Origin of the sequence: Ramlibacter sp. (assembly GCF_035548915.1) — a bacterium.
GTDB lineage: Bacteria > Pseudomonadota > Gammaproteobacteria > Burkholderiales > Burkholderiaceae_C > Ramlibacter.
On record NZ_DASZSE010000028.1, the window covers coordinates 121,802 to 138,377 of the forward strand.

Genomic DNA, 16,576 nt, shown 5'->3' on the forward strand with positions numbered 1-16,576 from the left:
CTCGCGGCGCTTCATTCGCGCCGCACTCAGGTATCGAATCCTAGGAGCGGCCGCGCGGAAGTCGACCGCGTTGAAAATTGTTCACATTGGAAAAGGAAAGAGAGACGGCACGGCCGCCCCGAAGGGGCCGCGGACGCTCAGAGCGCCGCCTGCGTGGCGGGCAGCACGATCCGAAACAGCGCTCCGCCGCCGGGGGCATTGGCCGCGGTGATGCGCCCGCCATGGCGCTGCACGACCGTGCGCACGAACGCGAGGCCGAGCCCCGCGCCCTGCCGGGCGTCGCGGCCCTGCCGGTAGGGCTCGAAGAGCGCCGAGGGGTCGCCTTCGAACCCCGCGCCATGATCGCGCACGGTGAGCACGGCCTCCCGGTCGTCGCGTCGCAGCCGGCACTCCACCGAGGTGCCCGCGGGCGAGAACCGGATCGCGTTGTCCAGGAGGTTCTGCATCGCGCGGTGCAGCAGCATCCGGTCGCCGAAGCACACGACGCCGTCGTCGCCCTCCACCGAGATCGCCACGCCCGCGGCATGCGCCTTGGACCACAGTTCGTCGGCCACCTCACCCAGGATTTCGAGCAGGAACTGCGGCTCGCGCGCATAGGCCGCGGATTCGGCTCGCGCGAACTGGATGAATGCGTCGGCATAGTCGAGCGTGGTCTCCGCGAGCCGGCCGACTCGGTCGAGGAATTCCTCGTCGCCTCCGGCGAGCGCGCCCTCGCGCCTGAGCGTGAGGAGACTCAGGATCGACACCTGGGGCGAGCGCATGTCGTGCGACAGATAGCCGAGGGCCTCGTCGCTGAGCGCGCCGCGCGGCCGCGGCGCGGCACCGTCGACCAGCGTCACGACCCAGCCCAGCGCTTCTCCCGCGGCCCCCGTGCGAGGCACCGAGCGCAACAGGAAGCGCTTGCCCGTGCCGGCCGTGCATTCGACGAGTTCCGCGCCGCGCGCGAGAACGTTGGAACGGTCCGCCTGCGCCGCAAAATCGAGATGCTCGTCCAGGAACGCCTGAAAGTCGCCGATCGCACGCGGATCGGCAATGGAAAAGGCCCTTCGCGCCGGCGAATTCGCAAGCAGGAGCGAATGCTTCTGGTCCACGATGAACACGCAGTCCGGCAGCCGGTCCAGGCTCTCCTCGAGTGCGGTCTTCGCCTGGAACATCGCCGCCGACTGCTCCTGCAGGGCTTTCAAGCCATCGGCCAGGCCGCTGCCGGTGAGCCGCGTCTGGACCGGGCTCACGCTGCGCAGCCGCGAGATTTCCGCGCGCACGTAGGCGATCGTGCGGTGCAGCCACCCCGTGCTCGAGGCGATGTAGGCCACAGCGACCAGTCCCCCGCCCGCGAGCGGCAGCAGCTGCAGCCCCGCGGCTTGCCTCACCATCCACACCGTCAGCGCGTAGCCCGCGATGACGCACAGCACCGCCAGCCACGCGCGGTCGGCGCGCACTCGCGCGAGCAGCACGCAGGCCACCAGGACCGCCAGCGCATTCGCGAGCGCGTTCACCCAGGGCGGCGCGCGGCGCGCGGCCGTGCCTTGCAGCACCGCATCGAGCGCCGTGGCGAGCACGTCCACGCCGGGCCTCAGGCCGCGTTCCGGCAAGGCGGGCGTCGGGTACGCATCGCCCACGCCCGTGGCCGTCGCGCCGACGAGCACGTAGGCATCGCGAAAGATCGATCGATCGAATCCGCCCGACAGCACGTCGGCCGCCGAAATCTGCCGGATGCCCGCACCGGGCGCGCGGAAGTCGATGAGCGACACCTCGGACGACTGCCAGCCCGCGAACACCGCCCGGTCGCCGGCGGCGCGCACGAGCGCGAGAGCGAAGTGTTCCGGGTCCCGCACGCCGAGCGGCACGCCCCGCACCACGCCGTCCTCATCGATCGCGATGTCCGCGCGGCCGAGCGTTGCCACGCGCTCGAAGGCGGGCAGCGGCCTCAGGTCCGCGCCGCCGGGCTGCGACGACACGGGCAGCACCACGTGGCCGCTGCGCCGCATCACGTCCTCGAGCACCGCATCCGCCGCACCGCCGGGTTCGGAGAGCAGCACGTCGAAGCCGATGGCGCGCGGCGCGCACGGGATCAGCTGTTCGATGAGTTCGGCGTGACGCAGCCGGGGCCAGGGCCAGCGGCCCACGCTCGCGAGGCTCGCGTCGTCGATGGCGACGATGACGATGCGGCTTGCCACCGGCGGGGCGGCGGGCCTCAGCAGGTCCGCCAGCGCGAGGTCGAGCGAGCCGAGCCCTTGCAGGCTCCCCAGCGCGGCCGCGAGCGCGACCAGAACCGCGGCGGCGAGCCATGCGCCGCCGCCCCGGATGCCGATCATTGCGTGCCGCGCAGGACGATGGGCGCGGAGAATTCCGACGCCACACCGGTGCTCGAGAGCGTTCGGATCCGCACGTAGAAGGTGCTGCCGGGCGGCACGGCGACCGCCGCCTCCGGTGCGTCGACGGTGCTCTCGGACACCACGCGGTTGAAGCCGGCGTCGAGCGCGACCTGCACGACATAGCGCGCACCCGGCACCGCCTGCCAGGAGATCGTCCGCTGCACGGCATTGCCCGGAAGCGGCTGCGGCGCCGGCGTGGAAGGGCGTGGAACCACGGCGAAGCGGCTCGCGGGACCAGGCTGCGTGCGAAGCAAGCCGCCGCCGGGCAATTCGCGCACGGCGAAGGCCCGCCAGCCATAGCGCCCGGGCGGCAGTTGCGGCAACGCGCCTTCGCAATACGGCGCGGCCGTGAGACGCACCGGGTCGCGCTGCGCATCGAGGCTCTGGATCTCGATTTCGTAGCGCGTGGCGCCGGCCACCTCCGAGCACACGAAGCGGCCCGGCAGATCCTGCGCCACCGAGGCGCCATCGGCCGGCGTGCCGGGGACGGGGGGCGGGAAGTCGACAGCCGAAATCACTCGCACGGCCGGCAGGCCCGGCAGGCCCTGCGCGTCGATCGCGCGCACGCGAACGCGCCAGCCGCCTTCCTGCAGCGGCTGCAAGGGGAAGACGGGCGACTCGGTCGTCATCCGTCGCAAGGTGGCATCCGGCTGCGCCGCGGGCGCGAGCTCGAACTCGTACTTCACCGCGCCGGGCACCGGCTGCGCCCGCACCGCCCCATCGATCGTGACGATGGGATCCACCTCGATCTGCGGCGCCGGCAGCAGCGGCACGGCGCGCGGCTGACTGCCCGAAGCATCGGCGACCGCACCCGAGCCCGCCGGGAGTTCCACCGGCTGGAACCCCGACCCGCCCAGCCGCACGGTGCCCTCCGTCACGTCCGTCACCATCGTCCCCGCGAGGCGGACGCCGAAGCCGGTGCCGCGTACCGCGGCCGTGCCGAGCCGCGTGCGAATCTGAAAGCGCTGCCCCTGGCCCGGCGGCACCTGCGACTCCGCGGTGCCCGCCTTCAGCTCCAGCATCCGCGACTGCAGCGTGCCGACTCCCTCGGGCCGCACGAGCCGCAGGCTGCTGCCGGGAAGCAGGTGCGTCACGATGCCCTCGGGCCAGCGCAGCGTCACGTAGCTTGCGGCCTGCACGTCGACCGCGTCCTTCTCCTGAAGCTGAACGCCGGGCGCGAGGGGCCGCGTCTGGCCGTTTCTCGTGAACGTGGCCTTGCCGTTCACGTGGATCGCAACCGGTCCCGGCGGCAGCGCGGGCACGACCACGACGCTGCCCACGCGCAGCTTGCGCTCGTCGTGGATCGACGGATTCGCCTGCTGCACCTCGTGCCAGAGCGAAGGGTCGCCGAGATAGCGCTGCGAAATGCCCATCAGCGTGTCGCCGGCCACGACGGTGTGGCGCGTCGGCTGCTGCGCGTGGGCGGCCGGCAGGCAGGCGAGCAGTGCGAGCGCGGCCGCGCGGGCCAGCCGGTGCTTCATTCGGTCACCTCGTCGAGCCGGTAGCCGACGCCGTACACGCTCGAGAGGCGAAAGCCGTTCTCCGGCAGGATGCCGAGCTTGGCGCGCAGCCGCGACACGTGGGTGTCCAGCGTGCGCGACGCGACGTCCGGGCTCGCATGCATGACGGACTGCATCAGGTGGGCGCGCGACAGCAGGCGGCCGGAATTGGTGAACAGGAACACGGCAAGATCGAATTCTCGCGGCTGCAGCTCCACCGCCTTGCCCTGGACTTCCGCCTTGCGCTGCGCGAGGTCGAAGACGAAGGGGCCGAACGAGATGCGCTCCGACCTGGGCGGCGGGTAGGCGCGCCTCAGCAGCGCCTGGATGCGCACGCCGAGTTCGAGCGGCCGCACGGGTTTGGTGACGTAGTCGTCGGCGCCCGCCCGCAGGCCGGCGACGATGTCGGATTCGAGGGCACGGCTCGTCACGAAGACGATGGGAAAGGCGGGGCCCAGCAGCTCGCGCACCCTGGCCACGATCTCGGGACCCTGGATCCCGGGGAGGTTCCAGTCCACGACGAGCAGGTCGAACGACTCGCGTTCGAGCACCTTCAGCAGCTTTTCCCCCGATGGGAAAGGAACGCACGACGCCCCGAGGAAACGCACGATGTGCTGCAGCAAGTCGAGCTGCGCCCCGTCGTCCTCGACCAGCGCAATCCGGCGACCTTCAGCGGCATTCATGGGCATCCTCGCGAGCGTACTGTAGCGAAAGCCGCGGATGGGCAGTCATTCCCCTAACGTCAACAATTGCAAACGGGCGCCATGCGTTTCGCGTGGAGCATGACGCGCGAACGACATCGCGTGTTCACGTCCATGTCATTGCACGCACATAGCCTCTGACGCTTTCCTGGCGCTGGCCGCGCGCGCCTGCCGCGCGAGCGACGGCTCGCAACAGTACCAGAGCAACCAGTACGGAGGAACCTCATGAAACCATCCCGGGCCTCGCGCAGGCACGCGCTGCGGCATGCGCTGCTCGCTGGGGGCGCGGCCGCGGCCGCGATCGCCTTTCCCGTTCTCGCTGCCACGTCCAAGGGCAAGGGCGAGATCACGATCGCGCACATCGCCGACGTGTCGGCCGCGCAGCAGGACGTCTTCAAGGACATCCTGATCGGCACCCGGGCGGCCTGGCAGAGCATCGATGCGAAGCAGGGCATCCGCGGCGTTTCCGTGAAGCACGCGACCTTCGAGGTGGACGGCACGCAGGCGGGAACGAATGCGGCGATCGAGAAAATCCTCGCGGACAACGCCTGCGTGGCGCTTTGCGCCACGGCCGGCGAACGGGTCGCGTTGCAGGCGGTGAACCGGCTGCGCGAGATCAAGGCGCCGATCGCCCACGTCGCGCCCTGGCTGCAGAACTCCACGCTGCAGGTGGACGAGCGCACGTTCCCGATCTTCGCGGGGCGCCAGGAACAGCTTTCGCATGCGCTGCGCGTGCTCACCGAGCAGGGCGTGCAGGAGATCGGCGTGGTGTATGCGACGGAGCCGGACTTCGCGTTCTATCGCACGGACCTGGAGCGGATCGCGCAGAACCTGAAGATGCGGCTGCGCACTTTTGCTCCGACGGAGGACATCGCGCACTTCGCGCGCCAGCTCACGCCGGACACGCCGGCCATCCTGGTCTTCGTGGGCGGGACGCCCGAGATCATCGCGTTCATGCAGGGCCTCGAGACGAGCCAGCGCCAGCGCTACCTCGTGGCGCTCGCCGACGTGAACCTGCAGGCGCTCCTGCAGCTCGGCAACGCGCGCAAGGCGCCCGTGGTGGGAACGCAGGTCGTGCCGGTGCTCTCCAGTCCGCTTGTCGTGGTGCGGCAGTTCAAGACCGTGCTCGCCAGGCTCTTCGACGAGCCGCCCACGCCGCTCAGCCTCGCGGGATTCATCGCCGCCCAGTACACCTACGAAGTGCTCTCGGCGATGGAAGCCAGCGTCTTCACCCGCGCTTCGGTGCTCGCCGCTTTCCAGAAGCGCGAAGTGATGGACGTGGGTGGATTTCGCGTCGCCTACGACCAGCAACGCCGCAGCGCGTCCTTCGTGGCGCAGAGCATGCTCACCGTCGACGGCCGGCTGGTGAGTTGAGCGCGCGGCCTCAGTTCAGGCGGATGCCGCTCGCCTTCGCGATCGGCGACCACTTGGCAGTCTGGTCCTGCATGAAAGCCTCGAAGGCATCGGCACTGCTCGTTTCGGCCACCATGCCCAGCCTGGCAAGCTGCTCGCGCGCATCGGCGGCGCGCAGTGCTTCGGCGACCAGGCCGTTGAGCCGCACGACGACCTCCTTCGGCGTGCGAGCGGGCGCGAAGAGCCCGTACACGTTGACCGCGACGAGATTGGGATAGCCCGCCTCGACGCCAGTCGGCACCTGCGGCAGCATCGGCAGGCGAGACGGGCTTCCCACGACGAGCGGGACCAGCGTGCCGGCCTGGATCTGCGGCATCACCGCGCCGATATCGGCCGTCATCACCTCGACCTCGCCGCCGACGACCGCGTTCATGGCCGGCGCGCCGCCCTTGTACGGGACTTCCGTGAGCTTGATCGCCGCATCGCGCTGCAAGACGGTGGCCGCGAAATGCGTGATCGTGGCGGGCGCGGGAATCGCGACGTTGATCTTGCCCGGCGACGCCCTGGCCTGGGTCACGAGTTCGCCGAGGTTCTTCATTCCGGCCTTCGGGTTCGCCACGAAGATGGTCGCCGCATCCGCGAGCCGCGTCACGCCCACGAGATCCCGCGCCGGATCGAACGGGATCGTCGCGACGTAGGGCAGGATGGTGCGGCTGCCGATGCCCGACACGAGCAGCGTGTAGCCGTCCGGGTTGGCCCGCGCCACATAGTCCCACGCGATGACCGAATTGCCACCGGCCTTGTTTTCCACGATGAACTGCTGGCCTGTCGCCGTCGCGAGCTTGGCGCCGATGATCCGCGCGAGCACGTCGATCGGGCCGCCCGCGGCGAAGGGCACGACGAGGTGCACTGGCTTGCTCGGGAAGTCGGCCGTCTGGGCGGACGCCGCCAGCGCGCACGCGGCGCAGGCGGCAGCCGTGAAGAAACGCGCGAGTGCCATCATGATCTTGCTCCTCGGGATGTGAAACCGCGTGTCCGCAGCACGCCGGGCAAGGATAGGGAACCGCCGGGCCTCGTCCAATGCCTTGCGGCGCATGGCAGCTATTCCCGTCATCGGCTACAGCAGGCGGCTTTCGCCGCTTAAAGTCGGTGCGACCACTTTCCACCGGAGCAGTCCGTCGATGAACGAACGCCGCGGTCCCCTTTGCAACCTGCGGGTGCTGGATCTGAGCCGCATCCTGGCTGCGCCCTGGGCGGGACAGGTGCTGGCCGATCTTGGCGCGGAAGTCATCAAGGTCGAGCGCCCCGGCACGGGCGATGACACGCGGACCTGGGGACCGCCCTTCCTGAAGGATGCCGAGGGCAACGAAACGAGCGAGGCGGGCTACTTCCTGGCCGTGAACCGCGGCAAGCGCTCCATCACCGTGAGCATCGACAAGCCCGAAGGCCAGCGCATCGTGCGCGAGCTCGCCGAGCGGTGCGACGTCGTGCTGGAGAACTACAAGGCCGGCACGCTCGCGCGCTACGGGCTCGACGCCGAGACGCTGCGCGCGGCGAATCCCCGCCTCATCTACTGCTCCGTGACCGGCTTCGGGCAGACCGGGCCGCGGCGCGATCAGCCCGCCTACGATTTCCTGATCCAGGCAATGGGCGGCCTCATGAGCGTGACCGGCGAGCGCGACGGCCTGCCCGGCGCGGGGCCGCAGAAGGTGGGCGTGCCGATCGTCGATCTCATGACCGGCATGTATGCCACCGTCTCCGTGCTTGCGGCGCTGGCGCGCCGCAACGAGACGGGCCGCGGCGAGTCGATCGACATCGCGATGCTCGACGTGCAGGTAGCGACGCTCGCGAACCAGGCGATGAATTTCCTCATGTCCGGCAACGTGCCCGTGCGCGGCGGCAACGCGCATCCCAACATCCAGCCGCAGGACGTGTACGCGTGCGCCGACGGCGATGTGATCCTGGTGGTCGGCAACGACGGCCAGTTCGCGCGCCTGTGCGAAGTGCTGGGGCGCACCGAATGGAGCGCCGAGACGCATTACGCGCGGAACGCGCAGCGGGTGGATCGCATCGAGGAGCTCGGTCCGCTGCTGCGCGAGGCGTTCGCCGAGTGGCAGCGCGGCCCGCTCCTCGCCGCGCTGGACAAGGTCGGCGTGCCGTGCGGGCCGATCAATTCGGTGGCCGAGGTGTTCGCGGACCCGCAGGTGATGCATCGCGGCATGGCGATGCATCTCGCCCACGCGAGCGGCGTGGACGTGCCGCAGGTGGCGAGCCCGATCCGCTTTCGCGAGGAGCCCGTGCGGTACGGACTGCCTCCGCCGACGCTCGGCCAGCATTCCGACGAAATATTGCGCACACTCGGCTACGACGACGCCCGCATCGCCGGCTTGCGCGAGGCGGGCGTCATCTAGGGCCCCTGGCACAACGATCCGAAGGAGGCACGTGGAGCCATTCGCAGAACTGAAGGTGGTCATCGGCAATTTCGTCGCCACGGTCACGCTGGCGAGTCCGCCCGTGAACGCGCTCACGCGCGTGCTCAACGACGAGCTCACGCTCGCCCTCGACACCCTCTCCGAGCGCGACGACGTGCGCTGCGTCGTGCTGACGGGCGAGGGAAAGGTCTTCTGCGCGGGCGCCGACCTGAAGGGCCGCTCCGCGATCCTCGCGCAGCCCGGCGGGCTCCTCGCGCACTCGCGCCGTACTCGCGAGTGCTTCCACGCGATCCGCGAATGCGCGAAGCCGGTGATCGGCGCGCTCAATGGCGCGGCGCTCGGCTCGGGGCTCGCGATGGCAGCGTCGTGCGACATTCTCATCGCGAGCGAGAAGGCTTCCATCGGCGCGCCCGAGGTCGACGTGGGGCTGCTCGGCGGCGGGCGCCATGCGATGCGCCTGTTCAGCCATTCGCGCCTGCGCCGCATGATGCTCACGGGCTATCGCGTGCCGGGCCCGGAGCTGTACCGGCTCGGCGTGGTGGAAGCGTGCACCGCGCCGGAGGAACTGATGCCCGCGGCGATGGAGCTGGCCGCGACGATCGCGTCGAAAAGTCCCGTCTCCACGCGCATGATCAAGCACACGCTCAACACGATCGAGGACATGAGCCTGCGCGACGGCTACCGCTACGAACAGGACATGACCGCGGCGATCGCGAAGACCGAGGACGCACAGGAGGCGCGCGCCGCGTTCGCAGAAAAGCGCGCGCCCGTGTTCAAGGGCCGCTGAGCGACGAGGCGGCCTCCATGAAGCTGCACTGGTCCCCCAAATCGCCTTACGTGCGCAAGGTCATGGTCGTGGCGCACGAGACCGGCCTCGTCGAACGGCTGGAGCGCGTGCGCTCGGTCGCGGCGATGCTCGAGCCCAACGACCGCCTCATGCGGGACAACCCCTTGAGCAAGATCCCGACGCTGGTGCTGGATGACGGCACCACGCTCTTCGACTCGGTCGTGATCTGCGAGTACCTGAACGACCTCGCGGGTGCGAGCCTCTTTCCCGAGGCGGGCGCGGCGAAATGGCGGGCGCTGCGCTGGCACGCATTCGGCGACGGGCTGCTCGATGCGCTGATTCTCTGGCGCAACGAACGCGATCGCCCCGACGCATCGCGGTCCGAACGGCTGATGAACGCCTTCGAGCGCAAGACGATCGCCTCGCTGCACTGGCTCGACGAAGAGGCGCAGGCGCTGCAGTCCGCGCCGTTCGGGATCGGGCACGTGGCGCTCGGTTGCGCATTGGGATATCTCGACTTTCGTTTCGATTCGCTCGGCTGGCGAACGCACGCCCCGCGCCTGGCCGGGTGGGGCGAAGCCGTGCATGCGCGGCCTTCCTTCGCATCCACCGTGCCCACGCTCGCCGGGTGAGCGCGGGACGCGCCCCCGGCGCTAGGCCACCTTCGCCGCGCTCATCGCCGGATTCAGCACGTTCTGCGACATCGCTTCGCGCAGCAGCTTGATGACGACGCGGCCGGCGAGCGTGCCCGGATGCCGGGTCGTGCTGGCGAGCGTTACGTACCGGTCGATGCCCGGCGACACGATGCGGGAGGCCTGCAGGGCGCCGGCTTCCAGTTCGCGCTGCACGGCATGCAATGCCAGCACGCCGTAGCCGAAGCCCTGGATCGCGAGTTCCTTCTGTATCGGGATCGAATCGACCTCGACCGCGATCGCAAGCGTGATGTTCTTCCTCCTCGCCTGCTGGTCGAGCGTGACACGAAGTCCGTTGGGCAGATTCGGCAGCACGAGCGGCAGCCGGTCCAGGCGGATGAAGGGCACGGTGGGATTGCGCGTGAGCGCATCGCCGCGCTTGCCGACGAGCCAGGAATCCATCTCGGTGAGCGCCTCCTCGTTCGGGGCCTTGCTCCTGCCGTAGCGATAGAGCAGCGCGATGTCGAGCCGCCCCTGCGCGAGCCATTCGTCGATCTGCCCGTTGGAGCCTTCGAGCACGCGCAGGCGGATGTTCGGGTAGTGCTTCGCGATCTTGCGCAGGAGGTGCGGCACGAGCGTGAGCGCGGTGGACGGCAGGATGCCCAGCACCACGTCACCGTGCGGGATGCCCGCGGCCGAACGCATGTCCTGCTGCAACTGGTCGGCATCGCGCACGAGCGAGCGAGCGCGCGGCAGAAGACGTTCGCCCAGCTCGGTGAGCGTGACGCCGCGGCCCGTGCGGTGGAAGAGGCGTCCTCCGCATTCGCGCTCGAGAGCGCCCATCTGCAGGCTGAGCGCCGACTGCGTGCTGTCGAGCATCACGGCGGCGCGCGTGAGGCTTCCCATCTCCGCCACCATGAGGAAGCGCCGCAGCCGCGGCAGATCGACCAGCGAACCGGCCTCTTGCGTGTGAGTGACGGTGTGTGCCATTCCTGACTTCGGATAGCCGCCTTGGACGGGTTCAGTCTAGCGGAATACGACCGTTGTCCCAAGCGCCGGCGCCTCACGCATACAGGCGAGCGGGGTTGTCCACGAGGATGGCGTGCTCCAGGCTCGCGTCCGAAGTCCAGAGCCGGAACATCGCGAGCAGCGCATCCGCCGACGGCGCCGGGTCGACGCGAAGATGCGGCCAGTCGCTGCCCCACACGAGTTGCCGCGGATTGGCCTCGAGCAGCAGGCGGTGAAAGGGCAGCCCCGCCTGAGGATCGGTGTCGCCCGGCAGGTTGCGATACGCGCACAACTTCACCCACGCGCCGCCGCGCTCCAGCCATCGCAGCAGCGCCTTGAACCCGGGGTCGTCGACGCTGGCCTGTACGTCGAACCCGCCCATGTGGTCGATCACCACGGGCACCGGTGTGCCGTCGAGCGAAGACACGACCTCGGGCAAGGCCCGGCAATCGGTCCAGAGCTCCGCGTGCAGTCCCGCTTCGGCCAGCAGCGGCGCCATGCGCCTCAAATCGTCGAGGGACGCGCTGCCGGCGAAGTTGGCGCCCGCGCCGCTGCGGTGACTGAAGCGGGCGGCGCGCACGCCTTGCGCACGCCACGCCTCGAGTTGCGCGACGGACGCCCGGTTCGTCACGATCACACCGCGCAGCTGCGCGCAGGCACCCAGCGCGTCGAGCAGCAGGGAATAGTCATCGCCGTAGGCGCTCGGATGAACCAGGACGCCGTTCGAAAGACCCAGCCGGGCGAGGTGGGCGAGATACCGATCGCGCGTCGCTTCGGGCGGCGTGTAGCTGCGATCGGGCGCGAGCGGGAACTTCGCGTAGGGACCGAACAGGTGCGCGTGGCAGTCCCACCCGCTCACCGCAGCTCTTCTTCCTGCGGCGACCTGAATGCCGGCGCCACGCCTTCGGGCATCGGAATCTCATGAGCGTTGAGCGTCATCGCCACCATGGTGTAGTAGCCGACGAGTGCCGTGAGTTCGACAGTGCCGCGCTCGCCGAATTGCGCCACGGCTTGCCGGTGCACCGACGCCGAAACCGAATTGGACGCATTGAGCTGCGAGGCGTATTCGTAGGCCGCCGCTTCATCGTCGCGCAGTCCTTCGGGCCGCGAGCCCGCGAGGACGGCGTCGATCACCGCGGCGGGCACGCCCGCCTTCTGCGCTTCCGGGCGATGCGCATACCACTCGAAGGGCGAACGGCAATGCCGCGCCGTCACGAGGATCGCGAGCTCCGAGAGCCTCGGGGCGAGGGTCGTCCTGTAGCGAAGCAGTTCGCCGAGCGCCTGCCAACGGTCGGCGAGCTCGGGGTTGTGCAACGCCGCGCGCAGCGGCCCGCGCAGCGACCCTCTCGGGCCGGACACGACCTTGTCGTAGACCGCGCGCTGCGCCGGTGTCATGTCCTCCAGTGTCGGCAAAGAGATCCTCGGCATCGCCAAACCTCCGTGCACGGAGCATAGCGGCGCATGCACTTCACCGACCGGCCGGATGCGGAAAGTCTGCTATGTGATTCGCGTGATGGCAGACCCGACGCGATGAGCGCTCTCTCATAGCAGCTAGCCCTTCCGTGGCATGTCGCGCTCGCGGCCGGGTCCTATCATGCCCACGCATCATCACGACAAGGAGACACCACATGGCGATCCGTGCGAAGGGATTCAAGGTGTTGGCGGTGGCGCTGGCTTCGTGGCAAGTGGCCGGCTGCGGCGGCGGAGACGACCCGCCCGCGCCGGTGTCCGACACGTTCACGGTGCCGGGGTCGGCAGCGGCAGTGGCGGCCGCGTGCACGGCGCTCGCGGGCAAGCCGCTCGTCGATGGTTCCATCACCTCCGCGGCGATCGTCTCGGGTGAACAGTCCGGCGGCGTGAGCCTGCCCGAGAACTGCAAGGTGACGGGCAAGCTCGAAGCGCGCATCGGCGTGAACAACGTTGCGTACGCCACGAACTTCGAAGTGCGTCTGCCGACGACGTGGAACCGCCGCTTCTACCTGCAGGGGCAAGGCGGCACCGGCGGATCGGTAGTCGCCGCCTACGGCACGAACCAGCCCACGGGACAGGCGCCCGCGCTCAGCAAGGGCTTCGCGGTCGTGAGCTTCGACGGCGGCCACTCGGGCAGCACGCCCGTGTTCGGGCTCGATCCGAAGGCCGTGTACGACTTCGCCTATCACTCGATGGACATCGCAACCGTCGCCGCGAAGAGCATCGTCAACTCCTACTACGGCCAGGCGCCCGCGTATTCGTACGCGGTCGGCTGCTCCAACGGAGGGCGGCAGATGATGGAGCTCGCACAGCGCTTCCCGAACTACTTCGACGGCATCCTCGCCGGCTCGGCGACGTATCGCCTGTCGGTCTCCTACGTGGATGCGGCATGGGGCATCCAGGCCGTGCACAACGCGGCGCCGACGGACTCGCAGGGCAATCACATCGACGCGAACGCGTTCTCGCAGGCCGACCTGAACCTCGTCGCGGCGGACCTGCTCTCCGTGCTCGACGGCAAGGACGGACTCGTCGACGGCGTCGTGTCGAACGTCGCGGCGTCGGGCTTCTCGACTTACGACCCGGGCCGCCTGCAGTGCACGGGTGACAAGACACCGCAGTGCCTCACGTCCGCGCAGGTGGGCGCCATGCGCGCGCTCTTCTCGGGCGCGAAGAATTCCGCGGGGCAGTCGCTCTACAGCAGCTGGCCGTGGGACCCGGGCCTGAGCGGCTCGCAATGGATTTCATGGAAGCTCGGCACATCGCAGACGCCGGTGCCGAATTCGATCAAGGCGGCCTTCGCGGACACGTCGATCGGCTACCTGTACCTCGATCCGCCCGATCCGAACTTCAAGGCGCTCAACTTCAACTTCGACACCGACCCGCAGCGCCTCGCGATGACGGGCCCGCTGCTCGATGCGGACAATCCCGACCTGAGCCCCTTCGTCGCGCACGGCGGAAAGATCATGTGGTGGCACGGCATGGCCGATCCGTCGACGCCGATCACCGACGTGATCCGCTACTACACCCGCATGGCCGCGGCCACGCACAGCGCCGGCGCCGCCGATACGTATGCGCGCGTGTTCGCGGCGCCCGGCGTGGGACATTGCGGCGGCGGCCCGGGCCTGGACAACTTCCCGGCGCTCGACGCGCTCATGCAGTGGGTCGAGAAGGGTGTCGCGCCCGACAGCATGGTCGCGACCGGCACGGCCGTCCCCGGACGCAGCCGGCCGATCTGCCCGTGGCCGCAGTACGCCTCGTACAAGGGATCGGGCGACGTGAACGACGCGGCGAACTTCGTTTGCAAAATGTAGCCGCGCAAGGAATCCGGCGGCGCGGCAAAATACCGGGTTCGCTGCAACAGCACAGCTGTGCCGTTGCGCGTCACCCGGAACCCTGCCTTGTCCTACGCCCCTGAAACACAGCGCCGCCGCACCTTCGCCATCATCTCCCACCCCGACGCGGGCAAGACCACGCTCACCGAAAAGCTGCTGCTTTTCTCCGGGGCGATCCAGATCGCCGGCGCCGTGAAAGGCCGCAAGGCGTCTCGCCACGCGACGTCGGACTGGATGGAGATCGAAAAGCAGCGCGGCATCTCGGTCGCTTCGTCCGTGATGCAGATGCTCTACCGCGACCATGTCGTGAACCTGCTCGACACGCCGGGCCACAAGGACTTCTCGGAAGACACCTATCGCGTGCTCACCGCCGTGGACTCCGCGCTGATGGTGATCGACGCGGCCAACGGCGTGGAAGCGCAGACGCGGCGCCTGATCGAAGTCTGCCGCCAGCGCGACACGCCCATCATCACCTTCGTGAACAAGATGGACCGCGAGGTGCGCGAGCCGCTCGACATCCTCGACGAAGTCGAACGCGAACTGGGCATGCCGTGCGTACCGATGACATGGCCCGTGGGCAAGGGCAAGACGTTCGGCGGCATCATGAACCTGCGCACGCAGGCGATGACGGTGTTCGAGTCCGGCAGCGAAAGGCGGCCGCAGGACTTCGACACGATTGCGCTCGCGGATGCCGATGAACTGAAGAAGCGTTTCGGCACCGAGTACGAGCACGCCGCCGAAGGCATGGAGCTCGCCGTGGGCGCATCGCCCGAATGGAATCGGGAAGCGTTTCTCGCCGCGAAGCAGACGCCCGTATTCTTCGGCTCCGCGGTCAACAACTTCGGCGTGATGGAAGTGCTGGATGCACTGGTGGACCTCGCGCCGCCGCCTCAGGCGCGCAAGAGCTTCGCACTCGGCGCCGGCAGGCAGCCGGTGGAACAGGTGATGCAGCCCGAGGACGCATCCTTCTCGGGGGTCGTGTTCAAGGTGCAGGCGAACATGGACCCTTCGCACCGCGACCGCATCGCGTTCGTGCGCGTGGCCTCGGGCCGCTTCGCGCCGGGCATGAAGCTGAAGGTGCAGCGCACGGGCAAGGAGCTGCGCCCAACTTCCGTCGTGACTTTCATGTCGCAGCGGCGCGAAGCGGTGGAGGAAGCCTACGCGGGCGACATCATTGGCTTCACCACGCATGGCGGCGTGCAGCTCGGCGACACGATCACGGACGGGTCGGTGAACCTGCAGTACACCGGGCTGCCGTTCTTCGCGCCCGAACTCTTCCAGGTCGTGGTGCTGAAGAATCCGCTGCGCACGAAGCAGTTGCAACAAGGGCTCGCGCAGCTCGGGGAAGAAGGCGCGATCCAGGTGTTCCGTCCGCACGTGGGCGGGCCGATGCTGCTGGGCGCGGTGGGTCAGCTGCAGTTCGAGGTGGTGCAGCATCGCCTGAAGACCGAATACGACTGCGACGTGCGGCTCGAAAGCTCTCCCTACACCGGCGCGCGCTGGATCACGGCCGATTCGGCGCCGGAGCTGAAGGCGTTCACCGACGCGTATCCGCAGCGGCTCGCGTTCGATGCGGCGGACACGCTCGCTTTCCTCTGCACGTCGCCCTACGACGTGCGCCTCGCCCAGGAGCGGTTCCCGAAGATCCACTTCCACCCCTTGCGCGAGCATGCGGGGCTGGCGTTGCACACTGCCAACTGATGCTGCCGCTGCAAGACTGGCCCGCACCGGACCGCCGCCACCTCATCGGCGTCTTCACCGACATCGACGACACGCTCACCACCGATGGCGCGATCACGCCCGACGCGCTGCAGGCCCTCGCACAACTCCACGCCAGCGGCGTGCACGTGATCCCGATCACCGGGCGGCCGGTCGGATGGAGCGCACCTTTCGCCACGCAGTGGCCGGTCGATGCGATCGTCGCCGAGAACGGCGCGGTGGCCGTGCTCGCGGACGGCCGCAAGCTCTATCAGCAATCGCCCGGCGAACGCGCGGCCAACTTCGAACGCATGCAGCGCGTCGCGCAACGGATCCTGCGCGAGATCCCGGGGACTTCGCTTGCGCGCGACAGCGCCGGTCGCGAGACCGACATCGCCATCGACCACAGCGAATTCGCGCATCTGCCGCAAGCCGCGATCGAGCAGGTCGTGGCGCTCATGCGCGCCGAGGCAATGACGGCCACCGTGAGCTCCATCCACGTGAACGCCTGGTACGGCCGTCACGACAAGTTCGAAGGCGCCCGATGGATCGTGCGCGAACGCTTCGGCCGCGAGCTGCTGGGCGAGATCGCGCGCTGGGCCTACGTCGGCGACTCGACGAACGACGTGCTGATGTTCGAGCGCTTCGCCCACAGCATCGGCGTCGCGAACATCCGGCGCTTCGAGCATCTGCTCGCACACCGTCCGAAATACGTGACCGATGCCGAGCGCGGCGCAGGCTTCGCGGAATTCGCCCGCGCCGTGACGGCCGCGCGCTGAAGCCACGGCC

14 protein-coding genes are annotated in these 16,576 nt (G+C 69.1%); 7 read left to right on the forward strand and 7 right to left on the reverse strand.

Features of this window, described 5'->3' with window-relative positions; translation table 11 throughout:
* Window positions 1-137: 137 nt before the first annotated feature.
* Genes VHA82_RS09300 through VHA82_RS09310 form a run of 3 tightly spaced genes read right to left on the reverse strand, consistent with a single transcriptional unit; the run spans window position 138 to window position 4,557 of the window.
* Entirely contained in the window at window positions 138-2,315 is a 2,178-nt protein-coding gene (locus VHA82_RS09300; RefSeq protein ID WP_325542778.1) for a CHASE2 domain-containing protein, read from the reverse strand.
* Window positions 2,312-3,856, reverse strand: a complete 1,545-nt coding sequence (locus VHA82_RS09305; protein ID WP_325542780.1) for a FecR domain-containing protein — start codon at window positions 3,854-3,856, stop codon at window positions 2,312-2,314. Before VHA82_RS09305 ends, VHA82_RS09300 begins: the two co-directional genes overlap by 4 nt.
* A complete protein-coding gene (locus VHA82_RS09310) occupies window positions 3,853-4,557 on the reverse strand; it encodes a response regulator transcription factor (protein WP_325542782.1) in 705 nt (234 codons plus the stop codon). Before VHA82_RS09310 ends, VHA82_RS09305 begins: the two co-directional genes overlap by 4 nt.
* A gap of 243 nt (window positions 4,558-4,800) precedes the next feature.
* Here VHA82_RS09310 and VHA82_RS09315 point away from each other — a divergent pair, with 243 nt between their 5' ends.
* On the forward strand, window positions 4,801-5,949 hold the full coding sequence (locus VHA82_RS09315; RefSeq protein WP_325542784.1) for an ABC transporter substrate-binding protein: 1,149 nt from the start codon (window positions 4,801-4,803) through the stop codon (window positions 5,947-5,949).
* A 10-nt stretch (window positions 5,950-5,959) separates the two neighbouring features.
* On the opposite strand, the gene VHA82_RS09320 is transcribed toward VHA82_RS09315, so the two are convergent.
* Window positions 5,960-6,931 (reverse strand): tripartite tricarboxylate transporter substrate binding protein, encoded by a 972-nt coding sequence (locus VHA82_RS09320; RefSeq protein ID WP_325542786.1) that lies wholly within the window; start codon window positions 6,929-6,931, stop codon window positions 5,960-5,962.
* Window positions 6,932-7,109: 178 nt separating this feature from the next.
* Between VHA82_RS09320 and VHA82_RS09325 the strand changes: the two genes are divergently transcribed.
* From VHA82_RS09325 to VHA82_RS09335, 3 genes are read left to right on the forward strand one after another with little or no spacing between them, the layout of a single operon-like run.
* Window positions 7,110-8,339 (forward strand): CaiB/BaiF CoA-transferase family protein, encoded by a 1,230-nt coding sequence (locus VHA82_RS09325; protein WP_325542788.1) that lies wholly within the window; start codon window positions 7,110-7,112, stop codon window positions 8,337-8,339.
* 31 nt (window positions 8,340-8,370) lie between these two features.
* Complete coding sequence (locus VHA82_RS09330; protein ID WP_325542790.1) at window positions 8,371-9,147, forward strand: enoyl-CoA hydratase/isomerase family protein; 777 nt, start codon at window positions 8,371-8,373, stop codon at window positions 9,145-9,147.
* A 17-nt stretch (window positions 9,148-9,164) separates the two neighbouring features.
* Window positions 9,165-9,779, forward strand: a complete 615-nt coding sequence (locus tag VHA82_RS09335; RefSeq protein ID WP_325542792.1) for a glutathione S-transferase — start codon at window positions 9,165-9,167, stop codon at window positions 9,777-9,779.
* Between the two features lie 21 nt (window positions 9,780-9,800).
* On the opposite strand, the gene VHA82_RS09340 is transcribed toward VHA82_RS09335, so the two are convergent.
* From VHA82_RS09340 to VHA82_RS09350, 3 genes are all read right to left on the reverse strand, one after another.
* Window positions 9,801-10,769 (reverse strand): LysR family transcriptional regulator, encoded by a 969-nt coding sequence (locus VHA82_RS09340; RefSeq protein ID WP_325542794.1) that lies wholly within the window; start codon window positions 10,767-10,769, stop codon window positions 9,801-9,803.
* Between the two features lie 73 nt (window positions 10,770-10,842).
* The gene (locus tag VHA82_RS09345) at window positions 10,843-11,646 is read right to left on the reverse strand and encodes an amidohydrolase family protein (protein WP_325542796.1); all 804 of its coding nucleotides are present in this window, start codon (window positions 11,644-11,646) and stop codon (window positions 10,843-10,845) included.
* Window positions 11,643-12,215, reverse strand: coding sequence for a carboxymuconolactone decarboxylase family protein (locus VHA82_RS09350; RefSeq protein ID WP_325542798.1), 573 nt, complete (start codon window positions 12,213-12,215; stop codon window positions 11,643-11,645). The genes VHA82_RS09345 and VHA82_RS09350 overlap by 4 nt, the downstream gene beginning before the upstream one ends.
* Before the next feature lie 200 nt (window positions 12,216-12,415).
* Between VHA82_RS09350 and VHA82_RS09355 the strand changes: the two genes are divergently transcribed.
* From VHA82_RS09355 to VHA82_RS09365, 3 genes are all read left to right on the forward strand, one after another.
* A complete protein-coding gene (locus VHA82_RS09355; protein ID WP_325542800.1) occupies window positions 12,416-14,068 on the forward strand; it encodes a tannase/feruloyl esterase family alpha/beta hydrolase in 1,653 nt (550 codons plus the stop codon).
* 87 nt (window positions 14,069-14,155) lie between these two features.
* Window positions 14,156-15,790: a peptide chain release factor 3 gene (locus VHA82_RS09360; protein ID WP_325542802.1), complete on the forward strand. Its 1,635-nt coding sequence runs from the start codon at window positions 14,156-14,158 to the stop codon at window positions 15,788-15,790.
* Entirely contained in the window at window positions 15,790-16,566 is a 777-nt protein-coding gene (locus VHA82_RS09365; protein WP_325542804.1) for an HAD-IIB family hydrolase, read from the forward strand. The genes VHA82_RS09360 and VHA82_RS09365 overlap by 1 nt, the downstream gene beginning before the upstream one ends.
* The last annotated feature ends 10 nt before the right edge of the window (window positions 16,567-16,576 follow it).

Excerpts from the sequence above, each read along its gene's own strand:
- VHA82_RS09310 (WP_325542782.1), bottom strand. The coding sequence starts at position 4,557 with ATGAATGCCGCTGAAGGTCGCCGGATTGCGCTGGTCGAGGACGACGGG.
- VHA82_RS09320 (WP_325542786.1), bottom strand. The coding sequence starts at position 6,931 with ATGATGGCACTCGCGCGTTTCTTCACGGCTGCCGCCTGCGCCGCGTGC.
- VHA82_RS09335 (WP_325542792.1), top strand. The coding sequence starts at position 9,165 with ATGAAGCTGCACTGGTCCCCCAAATCGCCTTACGTGCGCAAGGTCATG.
- VHA82_RS09350 (WP_325542798.1), bottom strand. The coding sequence starts at position 12,215 with ATGCCGAGGATCTCTTTGCCGACACTGGAGGACATGACACCGGCGCAG.
- VHA82_RS09355 (WP_325542800.1), top strand. The coding sequence starts at position 12,416 with ATGGCGATCCGTGCGAAGGGATTCAAGGTGTTGGCGGTGGCGCTGGCT.
- VHA82_RS09340 (WP_325542794.1), bottom strand. The coding sequence starts at position 10,769 with ATGGCACACACCGTCACTCACACGCAAGAGGCCGGTTCGCTGGTCGAT.
- VHA82_RS09300 (WP_325542778.1), bottom strand. The coding sequence starts at position 2,315 with ATGATCGGCATCCGGGGCGGCGGCGCATGGCTCGCCGCCGCGGTTCTG.
- VHA82_RS09325 (WP_325542788.1), top strand. The coding sequence starts at position 7,110 with ATGAACGAACGCCGCGGTCCCCTTTGCAACCTGCGGGTGCTGGATCTG.
- VHA82_RS09365 (WP_325542804.1), top strand. The coding sequence starts at position 15,790 with ATGCTGCCGCTGCAAGACTGGCCCGCACCGGACCGCCGCCACCTCATC.
- VHA82_RS09305 (WP_325542780.1), bottom strand. The coding sequence starts at position 3,856 with ATGAAGCACCGGCTGGCCCGCGCGGCCGCGCTCGCACTGCTCGCCTGC.
- VHA82_RS09315 (WP_325542784.1), top strand. The coding sequence starts at position 4,801 with ATGAAACCATCCCGGGCCTCGCGCAGGCACGCGCTGCGGCATGCGCTG.